Annotated in this window: 4 protein-coding genes; all 4 read left to right on the forward strand. The window is 76.9% G+C overall.

From position 1 onward, the window contains the following. The first annotated feature begins 46 nt into the window (after positions 1 to 46). Genes AB0H75_RS46040 through AB0H75_RS46055 form a run of 4 tightly spaced genes read left to right on the forward strand, consistent with a single transcriptional unit; the run spans position 47 to position 19,297 of the window. A complete protein-coding gene (locus tag AB0H75_RS46040; RefSeq protein ID WP_367807598.1) occupies positions 47 to 3,355 on the forward strand; it encodes an SDR family NAD(P)-dependent oxidoreductase in 3,309 nt (1,102 codons plus the stop codon). Between the two features lie 41 nt (positions 3,356 to 3,396). After that, on the forward strand, positions 3,397 to 8,592 hold the full coding sequence (locus AB0H75_RS46045; RefSeq protein WP_367807600.1) for an SDR family NAD(P)-dependent oxidoreductase: 5,196 nt from the start codon (positions 3,397 to 3,399) through the stop codon (positions 8,590 to 8,592). Positions 8,593 to 8,600: 8 nt separating this feature from the next. Continuing rightward, a complete protein-coding gene (locus AB0H75_RS46050; RefSeq protein WP_367807602.1) occupies positions 8,601 to 18,422 on the forward strand; it encodes an SDR family NAD(P)-dependent oxidoreductase in 9,822 nt (3,273 codons plus the stop codon). Positions 18,423 to 18,445: 23 nt separating this feature from the next. Beyond that, positions 18,446 to 19,297 carry a 3-hydroxyacyl-CoA dehydrogenase family protein gene (locus AB0H75_RS46055; RefSeq protein ID WP_367807604.1) on the forward strand — a complete coding sequence of 284 codons (852 nt, stop codon included), beginning with the start codon at positions 18,446 to 18,448 and terminating at the stop codon, positions 19,295 to 19,297. The last annotated feature ends 25 nt before the right edge of the window (positions 19,298 to 19,322 follow it).

The raw sequence follows: 19,322 nt of genomic DNA on the forward strand, positions 1-19,322 counted from the left end.
GGTGGTGCGGAGCCGGGCGTTGGAGCGGATGGCGGGTTCGGGTGCGATGGCGGCGCTGGATGTGCCGGCTTCGCGGGCGGAGGGGTTGCTGGCGGCGCGCTGGCGGGGGCGGTTGTGGGTGGCGGTGGAGTCGGGTCCGGCTGGGTGTGTGGTGGCGGGGGAGGTGGCGGCGGTGGAGGAGCTGGTGGCTTTGTCGGCTGCGGCCAACGAGCCGGCCGTCAACGAGCCGGCCGCCGACGAGCCGGATGCGGTGGTCTCCGAGGAGCTGGTGGTGTTTCGGGGGGTGCGGGTGCGGCGGATCGCCGTGGACTACGCCTCGCACACTCCGCACATGCGGGTGTTGGAGGGTGAGCTGGCGGCGGTGCTGGCGCAGGTGCGGCCGGGGCGGGCCGAGGTGGGGTTCTGCTCGTCGGTGACCGGCACCGTTTTGGACGGGCCGGAGTTGACGGGCGGGTACTGGGTGGACAACCTGTGCCGGGCGGTGGCGTTCGACGCGGCGGTGCGGGTGGCGGCCCGGCAGGTCAGCAGGCCGGTGTTCGTGGAGGTCAGCCCGCATCCGGTGCTGGTCAACGACGTGGCGGAGATCTGCCGTGACGCCGAGGTGGCGGCGGGGGTGTGCGGGTCGTTACGGCGGGGTGAGGGCGGTGCGGCCCGGTTGCTGGCCTCGCTGGCCCACGCTTGGGCGCAGGGCGCCCCAGTGGACTGGCCGGCGGTGCTCGGGGACGGTCCGCGTCCGGATCGGCAGCCGCCGACCTACGCCTTCCAACGCACCCGCCACTGGCTCGGCGACGGCCTGACCACGAGCCGCCCGACCGGCACGGGCATCGAGCCCTCCCACCACCCGCTGCTCGACACGGTGGTGTCCGCCGCCGACGACACGTACGTGCTCAGCGGCCGGCTCAACCGCAGGACCACCCCCTGGCTGGCCGACCACGCCGTGCGGGGCGCGACCCTGCTGCCCGGCGCCGCCCTCGCCGACCTCGCGCTCGAAGCGGCCGCCCACGCGGGCTGCGACCGCCTCGACGAGCTGGTCATCGAGACCCCGCTGTACCTGTCCGGCACGGTCGCCCTCCAGGTCACCGTCGGCCCGCCCGAGGCCGGGCGCCGTCAGGTCGCGGTCTTCTCCCGCCAGGCCGGCGGTGACGTCTGGCAGCGCCACGCCACCGGCGTCCTCGCCGCGGATCCGGCCGCCGCCGCCGCGTACCCGTGGGCCACGGCCTGGCCGCCCCCGGGCGCGATCCCGGTGGACCTCGCCGACGGCTACGGCCGCCTGGCCGAGCAGGGCTACGAGTACGGCCCCGCCTTCCAGGGCCTGCGCGCCCTCTGGCGTTCCGGCGACGACCTGTACGCCGAGGTCGGCGTGCCCGACGGCCTCGACGTGACCGGTTTCGGCATCCACCCGGCCCTCCTCGACGCCGCGTTCCACCCGCTGGTGCTCGCCCGCGACGGCGACGAGCTGCGCCTGCCGTTCGCCTTCACCGGCGTGCGGCTGCACTCCGCCCAGGCCGACGCCCTGCGCGTCCGGCTGTCCGTCACCGGGCCGGACGCCGTCGTCGAGGCCGCCGACGCCACCGGCGCCCCGGTGCTCGCGATCGAGGCGCTGCGGACGCGGGCCACCGCCGCTCCCGCCGCCGCGCCCGTCCCGTACGGCGTGGACTGGGTGGAGGCCCCGCTCGCCGCCGCCGGGGCCGCCGAGCCCGTCGTGATCCGCTGCGTGAGCGGCCACGCCGACCCGGCCGCCGCCGCCCGGGACCTGACCGCCCGCGTCCTCGACGCCATCGCCGCCCACCCCGACGACGTGCCCCTCGTGTTCGTCGTGCGGCCGGGCGACCTGGCCGGCGCGGCGGTGCGCGGCCTGGTGGGGGCGGCGCAGGCGGAGCAGCCGGGCCGCTTCACCCTGGTGGAGGCCGAGGACGCCGACACGACCTGGGGCCCGGCCGCCGCCGTCGGCGAGCCGCGGGTCCGGGTACGGGACGGCAAGCTCCTGGTGCCCCGCCTGGCCCGCCGCGAGCCCGTCCCGGCCGTCTTTCCCGACCTGCCGGGAACGGTACTGGTCACGGGCGGCACCGGCAGCCTGGGCGCGCTGGTCGCCCGGCACCTCGTGGAACAACACGGCGCCCGCGACCTACTCCTGGTATCCCGCCGCGGCCTCGAAGCACCCGGCGCACTGGACCTGGTCGCCGAGCTGGAGGAACTGGGCGCGCACGTCACCGTCACCGCCTGCGACGTCTCCGACCGCACCGCCCTGCACGCCATCCTCCAAACGGCGCCCCGCCTGACCGGCGTCGTGCACACGGCCGGCATCCTGGACGACGCCCTCGTCCAGGACCTCACCCCCGACCGGGTGACCGCCGTCCTCGCCCCCAAAGCCGACGCCGCCTGGCACCTGCACGAACTGACCCGCGACCACCCCCTGTCGATGTTCGTGCTGTTCTCGTCCCTGGCCGGCGTGCTGGGCAACCCCGGACAAGGCAACTACGCCGCCGCCAACGCCTTCCTCGACGCCCTCGCCGAGCACCGCCACGACCTCGGCCTGCCCGCCGTCTCCATCGCCTGGGGCCTGTGGGACGCCGCCTCCGGCATGACCGGCACGCTCAGCCCCGCCGACCTGGCCCGGCTGGCCCGCGCCGGCATCGCCCCGCTCACCACCGACCAGGGCCTGGCCCTGTTCGACACCGCCCTCACCACCACCGACCCGCTCCTGGTCGCCGTCCGCTGGAACACCACCACCCTGCGCGCCAGGGCCGAGCACGGCGACCTGCCCCCCGTACTGAAGACCCTGGTCCGCGCCCCGCGCAGGACCGCCACGCCGGGCCAGGCGAGCGCGCCCCCGGCCGCCGGGCTCGCCGCCCGCCTGTCCGCCCTGCCCCGGGCCGAGGTGCTGCGCGTGCTCACCGAGACCGTCCAGGCCCACGTCGCCGCGGTGCTGGCCCACTCCGGCGCCGACAGCGTGGACGTGGAGCGCCCCTTCAACGAGCTGGGCTTCGACTCCCTGACCGCCGTCGAGCTGCGCAACCGGCTCGGCGCCGACACCGGGCTGCGCCTGCCCGCCACGCTCGTCTTCGACCACCCGACCGTCACCTCGCTCGCCGCGCACCTGTTCGCGGCGCTCGCCCCGCCGCAGGCGCCGAAGGCCCCGCCCGAGGACGCGCTCCGCGCCGCCCTGGCCCACCTCGACCAGGTGCTCGAACACGCCAACGGAGAGGCCGCCGCGATCCGCGAGCGGGCCGTGTCCCTCCTGCAGAACGCGCTCACCAAGCTCGGCGCCGTCCTGGTCCCCGCAGGCGGCGTGCTGGACGAGATCGACTCCGCCTCCGACGAGGAGATCTTCGCGCTCATCGACAACGAACTGTGACCCACGCCCGCGACCACGCCCGCGACCGGAAAGGCTTCCCGATGGGGACCGAGGAAAAGCTCCGCTCCTACCTCAAGCGCGTGACCGTCGAACTGGCCCAGACCCGCCAGCGTCTCGCCGAGGTGGAGGAACGCCGCCACGAGCCCATCGCCGTCGTCGGCATGGCCTGCCGCTACCCGGGCGGCGAGACGGTCGAGGACTTCTGGGACCTGCTGCGGAGCGGCGGCAACGCGGTCCGCGAGGTCCCGCCCGCCCGCTGGGACATCGACGCCTACTACGACCCGCGGCCCGGCGCCCCGGGCGGCATGTACACCCGGTACGGCGCCTTCCTGGACGACGTCGCCGGCTGGGACGCCGCCTTCTTCGGCCTGTCGCCCCGCGAGGCGCTGCGCATGGACCCGCACCAGCGCCTCCTGCTGGAGCTGGCCTGGGAGGGCCTGGAGAACGCCGGCCTGCCGCCCGCCCGCATGGCCGGCAGCCGCACCGGCGTGATGGTCGGGTTCATGGACACCCTCCAGTACGGCCGGCTCCAGATGGAGGGCCAGGGCGACGAGGCCGTCTCCGACCCCTACCTCGGGCAGGGCGCGATCCCCAGCGTCGCGGCCGGGCGCATCGCCTACCAGCTCGACCTGATCGGGCCCACCGTCACCGTGGACACCGCCTGCTCCTCGTCCCTCATCGCCATCCACCTGGCCGCCGAGAGCCTGCGCCGCGGCGAGTGCGACCTCGCGCTGGCCGGCGGGGCGTCCCTCACGCTGCACCCCACCACCTTCCAGCAGGCGTGCGCCGGGCTGATGATGTGCTCCGACGGGCGCTGCAAGACCTTCGACGAGCGGGCCGACGGCTACGTGATGGGGGAGGGCGGCGGGCTGCTGGTGCTGGAGCCGCTGTCCAGGGCGCTGGCCGCCGGCCGCCGCGTCCGGGCCGTGCTGCGCGGCTCCGCCGTCAACCAGGACGGCCGCAGCAACGGCCTCACCGCCCCCAGCCGGCGCGCCCAGGCCGACGTCATCACCCGCGCGCTCGCCGCCGCCCGCGTCGAGCCGGACGAGATCGGCTACGTCGAGGCGCACGGCTCCGGCACCCACCTGGGCGACGCCATCGAGCTGTCGGCGCTGCACGACGTCTTCGGCCGGCGGCCGTCCGCGCGGCCCCTGCGAGTGGGCGCGGTCAAGACCAACATCGGCCACACGCAGGCCGCCGCCGGGGTGGCCGGCGTCATCAAGACCATCCTCATGCTGGAGAACGGCCTCATCCCGCCCAGCCTCAACCTGACCACCCCGGCCGCCGCCCTCCCGGAGGACGGCACCATCCAGCCGGTCACCGCCGCGCTGCCCCTGGAGGACGTCACGCTCGCCGGCGTCAGCTCCTTCGGACTGTCCGGCACCAACGCCCACCTGGTCCTCCAAGCCGCCCCCGCCCCCGCCCCCGCCTCCGCTTCCGGCTCCCCGGACGCCGCGACCCCGGCCGCCGCGGGGCCGTACGTGCTGCCGGTGTCGGCCGCCGCGCCCGGCGCGCTGCGCGAGCAGGCGGGCCGGCTGGCGGACTGGCTGGCCGGGCACCCCGGGACCGACCTCGCCGACCTCGCGCACACCCTCCAGACCGGCCGCGCCCCGCTCGACCACCGCCGTGCCCTGATCTGCGCCGACCCCGGCGAAGCCGTCCGACGGCTGCGCGCCCTCGCCGGTGACGGTGACGGTGACGGGGACGGCGGCGGGCACCGGGTCAAGGGCACGCCCCGCGTCGCCTTCCTGCTCCCCGGCGTCGGCGACCAGTACGCCGGCCTCGCCAGTGACCTGTACGCCAGGGAGCCCGTCTACGCCGAAGCCGTGGACCGCTGCGCCGACCTGGTACGCAGCCGCACCGGCGTGGACCTGCGCCCGTACTTCGCCCCCGCTCCGGCGCCCGCCCCCGCCGCCGACCTGGCCGCCATGCTCGGCCGCGGCGAGCCGGGCCCCGCCGACGACCCCCTCGGCCACGCCACCGTGGCCCACCCCTTCCTCTTCACCGCCGAGTACGCTCTGGCCCGCCTCCTCCGCCACTGGGGCGTCGTCCCCGACCTGCTCATCGGCTACAGCCTCGGCGAGTACGTCGCCGCCTGCCTGGCCGGCGTGTTCAGCCTGGAGGACGCCCTGCACGTCGTCATCGAGCGCGCCCACCTCATCGCCGCGGTCCCCGCCGGTCGCATGGTCGCCGTCGCCGCCTCCGAGGACCGCATCCGCGACCTCCTCCCGGCGGCCGGGGCGGAGGTGGACGTGGCCGCGCTGAACGGCCCGGCGATGACCGTCCTGAGCGGCCTGCCCGCGGAGATCGAGACCGCGACCGCGCTGCTGACGGCGGCGGGCGTGGCCTGCCGCCCCCTGCGCTCCGCGCACGCCTTCCACTCGGCGCTGTTGCAGCCCGCCAGGGAGAAGCTGGCCGCGGTGCTGGAGACGGTCCAGCGCAACGCGCCCGCCGTCACCATCGTGTCCAACCTCACCGGCCGGCCGCTCACCGCCGAGCAGGCCACCGGCACCTCCTACTGGGCCGACCAGCTCGTCGGCACGGTCCGCTTCGCCGACGGGGTCCGGCACTGCCTGGAGCAGGACGTGACCGCGTTCGTCGAGCTGGGGCCGGGCCAGACGCTGGGCGGGCTGGTGCGGCAGAACCTGGCGGGCGGCGACCCCGCCGCCGTCCTCGGGACGCTGCCGCCGTACTGGACGGGCGGGACGCGGCCCCGCGACGCCCACGCCGACCTGCTGGCCACCTGCGCCGCGCTCTGGGAGCTGGGGGCCGACGTGGCCTGGGAGCGTACCCGCCCGGCGGGTGGTCGCGTCCTGAGCCTGCCCACCTACCCGTTCCAGCGCACCCGCTTCTGGCCCGACCCCCTGCCCGCGCCCAGCAGGCGCGCCGGAACGACCTTCCGGACGGCGACCACCCCCGGCGCCCCGGCCGCCCCCGCCACCGCCCCCGGCGCCCCGGCCGCCCCCGCCGCCGGACCCGCCGCCACCCCGCACCACACCGAACCCGCCCCCTCCGGCCGCACCGCCCCGGCCTCCACCGCCTCCACTCCTGCCGGCCAGAACCCTGCCGGCCAGAACCCTGCCAGTCAGAACCCTGCCAGTCAGAACCCTGCCGGCCAGAACCCTGCGGACCACGCCTCCGCCGCCCACGCCTCCGCCAACCCCACCCCCGCTGACCACGCCCCCGCCGACCACGCCTTCGTGCCCACCTGGCGGCGCGACCCCGCCTCCCGTTCCTCCCTCCCCGCCACCCTGAGCCTGCCCGGCCCCCTCGTCGTCTTCGCCGACCCCGAGGGGATCGGCTCGGCGCTCGCCGGCCTCGCCACCGCCTCCGGCACCCCGGTCCTGGAGGTGACCGCCGCGCCCGGCTCGGCCGAGCCGCGCTGGGAGAGCAGGGAAGGCAGGGAAGGCGGGGAAGGCGGAGAAGGCGGAGAAGGCCGGGAGAGCCGGGAGAGCCGGGAAGGCCGCGTGCTGGCCATCGACCCGGCCGCGCCCGCCCACTACGCCCAGGTGTTCGCCGCCCTCCCGCCGGAGGGCCCGGTACACGTGGCCCACCTGTGGAGCCTGGCCACGTCCGCCGGGATGCCGGGCGACGACGAGCTGCGGGAGGCCGTCACCCGCGGCTTCGACAGCCTCATGCTGGCCCTCCAGGCCCTCGGCGACCGCCCCGCCCGGCTGCTGACCGTCAGCCGGGGCGCCACCGAGATCCTCGGCGGCGACGTGCCCGCCCCCCACCAGTCGCTGGCGCACGGCCTCGGCCGCGCCGCCCGGCACGAGTACCCCGGCCTGACGTGGAGCGGCACCGACCTCGACCCCGAGACCGACCGCACCGCCGCGTCCGCCGCGTCCACCGCGTCCGCCGCGTCCGCCGCGTCCGCCGCCGTGTCCGCCGCCACCCAGCTCGCCCGGGAGCTGGCCCTCACCCCGCCGGACGACGCCACCACCCCCGACGCTTCTGACGCCCCCGACCTGCTGGCCGGCTGGCGCCGAGGGCACCGCTGGGTGCGCACCTGGACCGAGGCGCCCGTCCCGCCGCCCCCGTCCCCCGTCTGGAACCCGGACGGCGCCTACCTCATCACCGGCGGCACCCGCGGCCTCGGCATGGCCCTCGCCCGGCACGTGGCCCGCGCCGGCGTCCGCCGCCTCGCCCTCCTCGCCCGCACCCCCCTCCCCCCTCCGGGCAGCGGGGACGACGGCCCGGCCGCGCGGGCCTCGCGCGACGTGGCCGCCCTGGAGGCGGCCGGCGTGGAGGTGCTGCTGCTCACCGCCGACGCCGGCGTCCCCGACGAGCTGCGCGCGGCCCTGCGCCGCGCCCGCGAGCACTTCGGCCGCCTCACCGGCGTGGTCCACGCGGCCGGCCTGCCCGCCGGCGGGATGCTGCGCCGCCGCACCCCCGCCGAGGCCCGCCGGGTGCTCGCCCCCAAGGTGCTGGCCATGGGCCCGCTCGCCGAGCTGGCCGGCCCCGCCACCCCGCCCGCCGAGCGCCCCGAGCTGCTGGTCCTCTACTCCTCGGCCGTCACCGCGTACGGCGGCGTCGGCGAGGCCGACTACTGCGCCGCCAACACCCTCCTCGACGCCTACGGCCAGGCACTGTCCGCCGCCGCCCCCGGCACCCGCGTCGTGTCGGTCGCGTGGGGCCCGTGGCAGCACGACGTCTGGCAGTCCGAAGGGCTCAAGGCGGCCGGCGGCGGCCTGGCCGGGCGGGTGGCGGACTACCGCGCCCGCTACGGCTTCGCCGACGACGCCGGCTGCGCCCTGCTCGACCGCCTCGCCGCCGCCGGCCACGGCAGCGTCATGGCCGTGCGGCAGCCGCTGCGCGAGGTCCTGCGCGCCTGGTCGGCCATGCTCGACCTGGACGACCTCGTCGGCTCGGCCGCGGCCGTCCCCCAGGGGCAGCGCTTCCCCCGCCCGCAACTGCGCACCGACTACGCCGCGCCGCGCACCGACCCCGAGACCAGGATCGCCGAGCTGTGGGGCGCCTACCTCGGCATCGACCGCGTCGGCGTGCACGACCCGTTCTTCGACCTCGGCGGCAACTCCCTGCTCGGGATGGCCATGGTGCTCGCCCTGGAGAAGGAGCTGGGCCGCCCGGTGGCGCCGGCGCTGCTGTTCGAGCACCCGACCGTGGCCGAGTTCGCCGCGGCCCTGGACGGCGACGCGGACCAGGGGGAAGCGCTCACCACCAGTTCGGCACGGGGGCAGCGGCGGCGCCGGGCCCGTTCCAGCAACCGCAAATGAGGCCGGAAATGAGGACGGTAGACGTGAACGACGACATCGAAGGTCCGGGCAGCGACATCGCGATCGTCGGGATGTCCGGCCGCTTCCCCGGGGCGTCCGACGTCGCCGAGCTCTGGTCGGTCATCCGGGAGGGCCGCTCCGGGATCACCCGCTTCGGCGAGGACGAGCTGCGCGCCGCCGGGGTGCCCGAGGAGGTGCTGGCCGATCCCGCCTACGTCAGGGCCGCCCCCGTCATCGACGGCGTGGAGCTGTTCGACGCCGCCTTCTTCGGCTTCAGCCCCAAGGAAGCGCAGATCCTCGACCCGCAGCACCGGCTCTTCCTGGAGCACGGCTGGGCGGCGCTGGAGGACGCGGGCTGCGACCCCAGGCGCTTCGACGGCGCGATCGGGGTGTTCGGCGGCTGCGCCCACAGCTCGTACCTGCAGAACAACCTCCTGCCCAGCGGCCTGGCCGCCGTCATGGGCGATCTGGCGCTCGGCCTGGCCAACGACAAGGACTCGCTCACCACCCGCGTCGCGCACGCGCTCGGCCTGTCCGGCCCCAGCTACGGCGTGCAGAGCTACTGCTCGACCTCGCTCGTCGCGGTGTGCGCCGCCGCCACCAGCCTGGCCGGGTTCGAGTGCGACCTGGCGCTGGCCGGGGGCGTCGCGGTCAACGTCCCGCACCGCGTCGGCTACCTCTACCAGCAGGGCGGCATCGCGCCGCCGGACGGCGAGTGCCGCGCCTTCGACGCGGGCGGGCTCGGCAGCCCGCTCGGCAGCGGCGTCGGCGTGGTCGCGCTGCGCCGGCTGGAGGACGCGCTGGCCGACGGCGACCAGATCTACGCCGTCATCCGCGGCTGGGCGGTCAACAACGACGCCGGGCGCAAGGTCGGCTTCACCGCCCCCGGCGTGCAGGGGCAGGCCGCCGTCATGGCCGAGGCCCTGGCCAGCGCCGACCTGACGCCCGCCGACATCGACTACGTCGAGGCGCACGGCACCGGCACCGCCCTGGGCGACGCCGCCGAGCTGGCCGCGTTGCAGCAGGTGTTCCGCGGCCAGTCGCTGCTGCTCGGCTCGGTCAAGACCAACCTCGGCCACCTCGACCGGGCGGCCGGCGTCACCAACCTCATCAAGGCCGCCCTCGCCCTGCGCCACGACGAGATCCCGCCCACGCTCAACCTGTCCGAGCCCAACCCGCAGCTCGCCTCAGGCGATGCCCGCCTGGAGGTCGTGACCGGCCTGCGGAGCTGGCCGCGCGAGGCCGGCCGGACCCGCCGGGCCGGGGTGAGCGCGTTCGGCATCGGCGGCACCAACGCGCACGTCGTGCTGGAGGAGGCGCCGCTGGTGCCCAGGACCGAGGAGCGGGCCCGGCCCGAGCCGCTCGTCTGGTCCGCCCGCAGCGCCGACGCCGCCGACGCGATGACCGCCCGCCTCACCGCCCACCTCGAAGGGGAGGGGAGCGAGCAGCGGCTGGCCGACGTGGCGCACACCCTGCAGACCGGACGCCAGGTGTTCGGCCACCGCCGGATGCTGGTCGCCGCCACCCCGGCCGAGGCCGCCGCGGGGCTGCGGGGCGAGGCGGTGCTCGGCCGCGCGGAGAGCCGCGCCGACCGGCCCGTGGCGTTCCTCGTCGCCGGTACGGGCGAGCAGTACCCGGGCCTGGCCGAGGAGCTGTACCGGTCGGAGCCGGTCTTCCGCGAGGCGCTCGACCGGTGCAGGACCGAGCTGCGCAGGCACCTGGACGGCACGGACCCGCTCGCCGCCATGCTGGCCCCCCGCGCCCGCCCCGGCGGCGACGGCCTCGGCCGGCTGCTCGGCCGCGGCCCCGCCCCTGACGCCGCCATCCCGACGGAGATCCTGCAGCCCGCGCTCTTCGCGGTCGAGTACGCCCTGGCCGGGCTCGTGCGGTCCTGGGGCGTGCGGCCCGCCGTGCTGGCCGGCTACAGCCTCGGCGAGTACGTCGCCGCCACCCTGGCCGGCGTGCTGTCCCTGCCGGACGCCCTCGCTCTGGTCGCCCACCGCGCCCGGCTCATCGGCGAGCTGCCCGCCGGCGCGATGAGCGCGGTCCCGTTGCCCGCCGACGACCTCACCGGCCGCCTGCGCGACGCCGGGATCACCGGCCTGGACGTGGGCGCCGTCAGCGGGCCGTCCCTCACCGTCCTGTCCGGCGAGCCGGACGCCATGCGGGCCGCCAGGCGGCTGCTGGAGGCCGACGGCGTGCCGTGCCGGCCGCTGGACACCACGCACGCCTTCCACTCCCGCATGATGGAGCCGATCCGGGAGCGCCTCACCGCCTGGATCGCGGCGAACGTCACGCTGCGCGCCCCCGAGGTCCCGTACGTGTCGAACGTCACGGGCGAGCTGATCACCGCCGAGCAGGCGGGCGACCCGGCGTACTGGGCCGAGCACATGTGCGCGCCCGTGCGGTTCGACGCCGTCCTGGACACCCTGCTGGGGCTGGACGGCGAGGCGGCGCTGCTGGAGATCGGGCCGGGCCGCTCGCTCGGCGCGATGGCCCGCGGCCACCGGGCCTGCCCGCCCGAGCGCTGGCCGCTCATCGTGGCGACCCTGCCCGGGGCCGACGATCCGCGTCCTGCGCAGGAGGTCCTGGCGGAGGCGGCCGGGCGGCTGTGGTTGTCGGGCGTCCCGATCGACTGGCCCGGCTACCGCCAGGACCGCCCGGTCGCCAAGGTCGCGCTGCCCACCTACCCGTTCCAGCGCGCCCGCTACTGGGTGGACCCTCCCGCCACAGGCACCCCGGCCCCGGGCACCCCGGCCCCGGGCACCCGGATCGCGGGCACCCGGCCCGTGGCCTCGGGCACGACCTCGGGCGCGGGCTCAGCCCCGGGCTCGGGCGCGATTTCGGCCTCGGGCATGGTCCCGGGCTCGGGCGCGATCCCGGCCGCGGGCACGGCCCCCGCCCTTGCCTCGCCGACGGCCCCCGCCGCAAGCCCCGCCACAGGCTCCGCCACGGCTCCCGTCCCGTCTGCCGCCGCGCCCGCCGAGCCGCCGCAGGTGCGGCTGATGGCCCCGCACTGGACGCCCTCCCCGCTCCCGGCCGGCGGCACGCCCGGCGGCACCTGCGTCGTCCTGGCCACCCACGCCGCGACCGCGTCCCCGCTGGCCCACGCCCTGCGCGCCACCGGCGCGGACGTCGTGACCGTCCTCTCCGGCACCTCCGACGTCTCCGGCGGGTCCGGTGCCTCCGGCGCCGCCGACGGGCCGACTGCTTCCCGCGGGCCCGGCGCCTCCAGCACCCCAGGTGCCTCCGGTGGGGCCGGGGCCTCCGGTGCGGAGGACGTCGTCTTCCTCGGTGGCGGGGCGGCGGATGACCACGCCGCGCTGGCCCGTCGCCTGCGCGGCGCCGCCGTCGTCCTGGACCTGCGGCTGCTCGACCACGACCCGGCCACCGCCCACCCGGACGGGCGCGACGCCGTGCCCCCCGTGGCGCGCCTGCTGCACGCCTGGGGCGAGGAGGGCGGGGACGGCACCCGGGTCATCCTCGCCACCCGGGGCGGCCAGGCGGTGCTCGGCGGCGAGGCCCCGCACCCCGGCCAGGCCGCCGCCGCCACCCTGCCGATGGTGGCCAACCAGGAGTACCTCACCCTCGACTGCACGACCGTGGACCTCCCCCCGGACGCCACCCCGGAGAACGCCGCCGCCGCCCTGGCCGCCGAGGCCGGGCACCCCGGCGAGGACCCGTTCGTCGCCTACCGCGACGGGACCCGGCTCGTCCGCGGCCACGCCGAGATCCAGCCCGCCGAGATCCAGCCCGCCGAGATCCAGCCCGCCGAGATCCAGCCCGCCGGGGCCGTGCCCGCGGGGGCCGTGCCCGCCGAGCCGTCCGCGCCCGCCGTCCGTCCCGGTCGCACCTACCTGATCACCGGCGGGCTCGGCGACGTCGGCCTGCTCGTGGCCGAGCACCTGGTCCGCGCGGGCGCCGACCACCTCGTCCTGACCAGCCGCGGCGGCCTGCCCGCCGACGAGGACGACCCCCGCCACCGCGCCGTCCGGCGCCTGCGCGCCTCGGGGGCCGAGGTCCTGACCCCGCGCGTGGACGTCACCGACCCCGTCGCCATGCGCGCCGCCCTCGCCGAAGCGCTCGGGACCGGCGGCCGGACGCTCGGCGGGGTGGTCCACGCCGCCGCCGAGACCTCGCCCGGCACCTTCCTGCCGCTGCGCGACCTCGACGGGCCCGCCGTGGCCCGGCACTTCGCCGCCAAGGTGACCGGCGCCCTGGTCCTGGAGCAGGTGCTGGCCGGGCTGGGGGAGCGGCCCGCCGGGGAGCCGCCGGCGTTCTGCGTGCTGTTCTCCTCCACCTCCGCCCTGCTCGGCGGCATCACGTTCGGCAGCTACGCCGCCGCCAACGCCGCCCTCACCGCCCTCGCCCACCGCAACCCGGGCTGGGTGGCGGCGAGCTGGGACACCTGGCAGGTCACCCTCGACCGGCTCGACGACGGTCTCGGCGCCGCGATGGCCGCGCACGCGATGCCGGCCGCCGAGGCGCTGGCGGCCTTCGACCGGCTGCTGCCCGCAGCCCGGCCCGACGTGGTGGTGGCCGCCGGCGGCCTGGCCGACCGCCTGCCCAGGAGGGCCACGCCCGCCGCGCAGGGGCCCCGCGACCGGTTTCCCCGCCCCGAGCTGCCCCAGCCGTACGCGCCGCCGCTCACGCAGGCCGAGCGCGACCTGGCCGAGCTCTGGTCCGAGGTGCTCGGTGTCGAGCCGGTCGGCACCCGGGACAACTTCTTCGACCTCGGCGGCAACTCCCTGGTGGCGTTGCAGATGCTGGCTCTGGTGAAGCAGCGCTTCGGGGTGGCGGTGCCGACGGTGGTGCTGTTCGAGGCGCCGACCGTTCATACCCTGGCCGCCGCCCTCGGTGAGCGCGCCGCCCCGCCGGAGCCCCGGCGGCCCGCCCCCCGGGTCACGGAGCCGGAGGACCGGCGCGACGACCGGCGCGACGGCGACCGGCGCGGTGACCGGAACGACGACGACCGGCGCATCGCCGTCGTCGGCATGGCCGGCCGTTTCCCCGGCGCGCCCGACGTGGAGACGTTCTGGCGCAACCTGCGCGAGGGCGTCGAGTCGATCAGCTTCTTCTCCGAGGAGGAGCTGCTGGCCGCCGGCGTGCCCGCCGAGCAGCTCCGCGACCCCGCCTACGTCCGGGCCCGCCCGGTGCTGGACGACGTGGCCGGCTTCGACGCCGCCTTCTTCGGCATGAGCCCCCGCATGGCCGCGATCACCGACCCGCAGCAGCGCGCCTTCCTGGAGGTGTGCTGGGAGGCGCTGGAGCAGGCCGGGTACGCCGCCCCGGAGCACCGCGGCCGGGTCGGCGTGTTCGGCGGCGCGAACATCAGCACGTACCTGCTGCGCCAGACCGCCCGGCTGCTGGGCGGCGGCGACCAGCAGGAGTTCAGCGACTTCGAGGTCATCATGGGCAACGACAAGGACGCCCTGCCCACGACCGTGTCGTACCTGTTCGACCTGCACGGCCCCAGCGTCGCCGTCCAGACGTTCTGCTCCACCTCGCTGGTCGCCGCGCACCTGGCGGTGCAGAGCCTGCGCAACGGCGAGTGCGAGCTGGCCCTGGCGGGCGGCGTGTCCATCCGGGTGCCCGACCGGGTGGGCCACCTGTACGGGCCCGGCGGCCAGGAGTCGCCCGACGGGCACGTCCGGACGTTCGACGCCGCGGCCAAGGGCAGCATGTTCGGTGACGGCGCCGCCGTGGTGCTGCTCAAGCGGCTGCCCGACGCGATCCGCGACGGCGACCACATCTGGGCGGTGATCCGCGGCTCGGCCATGAACAACGACGGCGCGCTCAAGGTCGGCTACACCGCCCCCAGCGTCGTCGGGCAGGCCCGGGTGATCGCCGACGCGATGGCCGACGCGGGCGTCACCGGCGACGACATCAGCTACGTCGAGGCGCACGGCACCGCGACCGAGCTGGGCGACCCCATCGAGGTGGCCGCCCTGGCCCGCGCCTTCGGCCCCACGAGCGGCACCGGGTACTGCCCGATCGGCTCTGTCAAGACCAACGTCGGCCACCTGGACCGGGCGGCGGGGGCCAGCGGCCTGATCAAGACGTCGCTGGCGCTGCGCGAGGGCGTCATCCCGGCCAGCCTCCACTACACCAGCCCCAACCCCGAGATCGACTTCGACGACGGCCCGTTCTACGTCAACATCGAGCTGTCGCCCTGGCGGACCAGGGACGGGCGGCCCCGCATCGCCGGGCTCAACTCGCTCGGCATGGGCGGCACCAACGTCCACATGGTGGTCGAGCAGCCGCCCGGCCGGTCCGGCGGCGAGCCGGCCGCGCACCGCTACCACGTCCTGCCCGTCTCCGCCCGCGGCGCCGCCGCCGCCGACGAGGCCGCCGCCCGGCTCGGCCGGTACCTGGCCGCCGCGCCGGAGGCCCGGCTCGCCGACGTCGCGTACACGCTGCAGGTGGGCCGCAAGACGTTCGAGCACCGCCGCGCCCTCGTCGCCGACGCCACCGCCACGGCGGCCGGGACGCTGGCCGGCGAGGGCGGGCTGATGAGCCGGGTGGACACCGCGCAGGGCCGCCGGGTCGCCTTCCTCCTCGCCGGCGTCGGCGAGCAGTACCCGGGCCTGGCCGGCGACCTGCACCGCCACGAGCCCGCCTTCCGCGCCGCGCTGGACGAGTGCCTCGGCCTGCTCGGCGACTCCGTCCCCGGGCTCGCCGGGCTGCTCACCGGCGAGCGCGACGGGACCGGCGGCTCCCTGGCCGCCCTGCTCGGCCGAGCCGACGCGGACGGGGGAGGCGGGGAGCGGGCGGCGGCGCTCGAACGCACCGAGGTCGTCCAGCCCGCCCTGTTCGCCGTCGAGTACGCCCTGGCCCGCACCCTCATGTCGTGGGGCCTGCGCCCCGCCCTCATGCTCGGCTACAGCCTCGGCGAGTACGTCGCCGCCACCCTGGCCGGCGTCCTGTCGCTGAAGGACGCCCTGGCCCTGGTCGCCCACCGGGCCCGGCTCATCGCCGAGCTGCCCCCGGGCGCGATGCTCGCCGCGTCCCTGCCCGCCGACGCCCTGCGCCGCCGCTTCCGGCTCGACGGGCGCGGCCTGGACGTGGCCGCCGTCAACGGCCCCGAGGTCACCGTCGTCGCCGGCCCGCAGGACGCCGTCACCCGCCTGGCCGACGACCTGCGGGCCGCCGGGGTCGCCTGCCGCCCCCTGGAGACCACCCACGCCTTCCACTCCCGCATGCTGGAGCCGGCCGCCGCCGAGCTGACCCGCTGGGTCGAGGCCAACGTCAGGCTCAACCCGCCCGAGCTGCCGTACGTGTCGAACGTGACCGGCGGCCTCGCCGACGCCGGCCTGGTGTGCGACCCCGGCTACTGGGCCCGCCACATGTGCGGCACCGTCCGCTTCGCCGACGGCGTGCGGCTGCTGCTGGACGAGCCCGAGCTGGCCGTCGCGGAGATCGGTCCCGGGCAGTCGCTCGGCGCGCTGGTGCGCGGCGCGGGCTGCCCGCCGGAGCGCTGGCCGCTGATCACGCACACGCTGCCCGCCGCGAGCGACCCCCGCCCCGGCGACCAGGTGCTGGCCGACTGCGTGGCCCGGCTGTGGTTGTGCGGCGTCACCCCCGACTGGGACGCCTACCACGGCAGGACCGGCGACACCGGCCCGGCCGCGCTGCCCGGCCGGGTCCCGCTGCCCACCTACCCCTTCCAGCGCCAGCGCCACTGGCTCGAACCGCCCAAGGCCGGGCAGGCCGGGCAGGCCGGGCAGGCCGGGCAGCAGGTGGCGGCCGAGCCGGACGACCTGTTCGAGGCGATCACCAGCCTGCCCAAGCTGCCCGAGGAGGACTGGCTGCACCTGCCGGTGTGGCGGCGCGCCGCCCCGCCGGCCCCCGCCCCGGACGACGGGAGCCCGTGGCTGGTGTTCACCCGCGACGGGCTCGCCGACGCCGCCGCCGAGCTGCTGAGCGCGGGCGGCGCCCCGGTCACCCTGGTCCGCCCCGGCGACGCCTACCGGGCGGCCCCCGACGGGTACACGGTCCGCCCGGGCGACGTCGCCGACCTGCGGGCCCTGCTGCGCGACCTGCGCGCCGCCGGCCGCCCACTGGCCCGGGTGCTGCACCTGTGGACGCTGGAGCCGGGGCCGGACACCGTCGCGCGCGGCCTGCACACGCTGGCCGCGCTGGCCCGCGCGGCGGGCGAGGCCGGCGTCGCCGCCTGGTCGCTCGACGTGGCCGTGTCCGGCACGCAGGAGGTCACCGGCGCGGAGGTCGCCCACCCCGAGGCGGCCACGCTGGCCGGGCCCTGCCTGGTGATCCCGCTGGAGTACCCCGGCGTCACCACCCGCCTGGTCGACCTGCCCGCCGAGCCCGCGCCGGGCGACCTCGCCGCGCTGGCCGCCGAGCTGGCCCGCCCGCGCGGCGAGCGCGTCGTGGCCCTGCGCGGCGGCCGCCGCTGGCTGCCCGGCTACGAGCGGCTGCCCGCCGGGTCCGCCATGCCCGGCGCGGCGGAGCCGTTCCGGGACGGGGGCGTCTACCTGATCACCGGCGGCCTCGGCGGCATCGCGCTCGGCCTGGCCGCCCACCTGGCCCGCGACCACCGCGCCAAGCTGGTCCTGCTGGCCAGGCACGGCCTGCCGCCCCGGGAGCGGTGGCCCGCCGTCCTGGCCGGGAACGAGGCCGCAGACGGGGCCGCGAACGGGATCGCAGACGGGGCCGCGAACGGGGCCGGGGACAGGGCCGCGAACGGGGCCGGGGACAGGGCCGCAAGCGGGGCCGGGGATGTGGACCCGGCGCTGCGGCGGCGCGTCGCGCAGGTGTCGGAGCTGGTCGAGCTGGGCGCCGAGGTCGAGATCGTCACCGGCGACGTGGCCAGCCCCGCCGACGCCCGCCGCGCCGTCGAGACGGCCCTGGACCGGTTCGGCGCGCTGCACGGCGTGCTGCACGCCGCCGGCGTCCCCGGCATGGGCCTCATGCAGTTCAAGCGCCCCGAGGAGCTGGACCAGGTCCTGGCCCCGAAGGTCGCCGGCACGCTGGCCCTGGCCGAGGCGCTGCGCGTCGGCCGCCCCGGCGAGGTCGAGCTGGACTTCCTCGCGCTGTTCTCCTCGATCACCAGCGCCACCGGCGGCGGCCCCGGCCAGGTGGACTACTGCGCCGCCAACGCCTTCCTCGACGCCTACGCGGCCCGCCAGGCCGCCACCGGCCGCCGCGTCGTCGCCGTGGACTGGGGCGAGTGGACCTGGAACGCCTGGGAGGCCGGCCTCGACGGCTACGACGAGGCGCTGCGCGCGTTCTTCAAGGACAACCGGGCCAGGATCGGCATCGGCTTCGCCGACGGCTGGCGGGCGCTGCGCCGCGTCCTGGCCACCGGCGAGCCGCGCGTCGTGGTCTCCACCCAGGACTTCGCCACCCTGGTCCGCGGCAGCTCCAGGTTCACCCTGGAGGCCGTCACCTCGCCCGCCGTGAGCGGTGGGAGCGGCGAGCTGCACCCCAGGCCCGAGCTGGTCACCGCCTACCAGGAGCCGTCCGGCCCCGCGGAGGAGGCGGTCGCGGCGATCTGGCGCGAGTCGCTGCGGCTCGACCGGGTCGGCGCGCTCGACAACTTCTTCGAGCTCGGCGGCAACTCCCTGCTCGGCGTGGCCATCGTGGCGGCCGTCCGCGCCGCGTTCGGCCTGGACGAGCTGCCCCCGCACATCCTCTACGAGGCCCCCACCGTGGCCGCGCTCAGCCGGACCGTCGAGGCCCGGCAGGCGGGCGCCGCGCCCGCCGCGGGCGGCGACGGCGACAGCCAGGTACGCGCCCAGCTACGGCGCTCCGGGCTGGAGGCCTCCGCCGCCCGCCGCCGCGGCCGGCAACCCCAGGAAACGACCCGATAAGCGAACGAGTGAACGGAGCGGACATGACCGTCATCGGAGTCATCGGCGCCGGCGTGATGGGCGTCGGCGTCGCGCAGAACCTGGCCCAGACCGGCCACGACGTGGTGCTGGTCGACAAGGACGAGAAGATCCTCGCCGACGCGCTCGGCGCCATCGCCCGCAACGCGCGGATGAGCCGGCTCATGGGCGGCCCCGCCCTCGACCCGGACGAGGTGCTGTCCAGGATCACCACCTCGGTCGGCGTGGCCGGCGCCGCCAAGTGCGACCTGGTCGTGGAGAACGTCACCGAGAACTGGGACGTCAAGCGGGAGGTGTACGAGGCGCTCGACGCCACGTGCAGCCCCGACACCGTCTTCGTGGTCAACACCTCCGCCATCCCCATCACCAAGGTCGCCGCCGTCACCGGCCGGCCGGACAAGGTGATCGGCGTGCACTTCATGAACCCGGTGCCCGCCAAGCCCGCCGTGGAGCTGATCCCCGGCTTCCACACCTCGCCCGCCACCGTCCAGCGCACCCGCGACCTGCTGACCGCCATGGGCAAGAAGTCGGTGGACGTCAAGGACTCCTGCGGCTTCATCTCCAACCGCGTCCTCATGCTCACCGTCAACGAGGCCGCCTACCTCGTCCACGAGGGCGTCGCCGACGCCGAGTCGGTGGACGAGGTCTTCCGGAGCTGCTTCGGCCACCCGATGGGCCCGCTGGAGACGGCCGACCTCATCGGCGTGGACACCATCCTCTACAGCGTCGAGGTGCTCTACGAGCACTACGCCGACAGCAAGTACCGCCCGTGCCCGCTGCTCAAGCAGATGACCGACGCGGGCCTGCACGGACGCAAGTCCGGCCGCGGCTTCTACACCTACAGCACCGCCAACTGAACGACACGCCAACTCATCGACTGAA

Origin of the sequence: Nonomuraea sp. NPDC050783, from assembly GCF_040802095.1 — a bacterium.
Lineage (GTDB): Bacteria > Actinomycetota > Actinomycetes > Streptosporangiales > Streptosporangiaceae > Nonomuraea.

Excerpts from the sequence above, each read along its gene's own strand:
- AB0H75_RS46040 (WP_367807598.1), top strand. The coding sequence starts at position 47 with ATGGCGGCGCTGGATGTGCCGGCTTCGCGGGCGGAGGGGTTGCTGGCG.
- AB0H75_RS46045 (WP_367807600.1), top strand. The coding sequence starts at position 3,397 with ATGGGGACCGAGGAAAAGCTCCGCTCCTACCTCAAGCGCGTGACCGTC.
- AB0H75_RS46050 (WP_367807602.1), top strand. The coding sequence starts at position 8,601 with ATGAGGACGGTAGACGTGAACGACGACATCGAAGGTCCGGGCAGCGAC.
- AB0H75_RS46055 (WP_367807604.1), top strand. The coding sequence starts at position 18,446 with ATGACCGTCATCGGAGTCATCGGCGCCGGCGTGATGGGCGTCGGCGTC.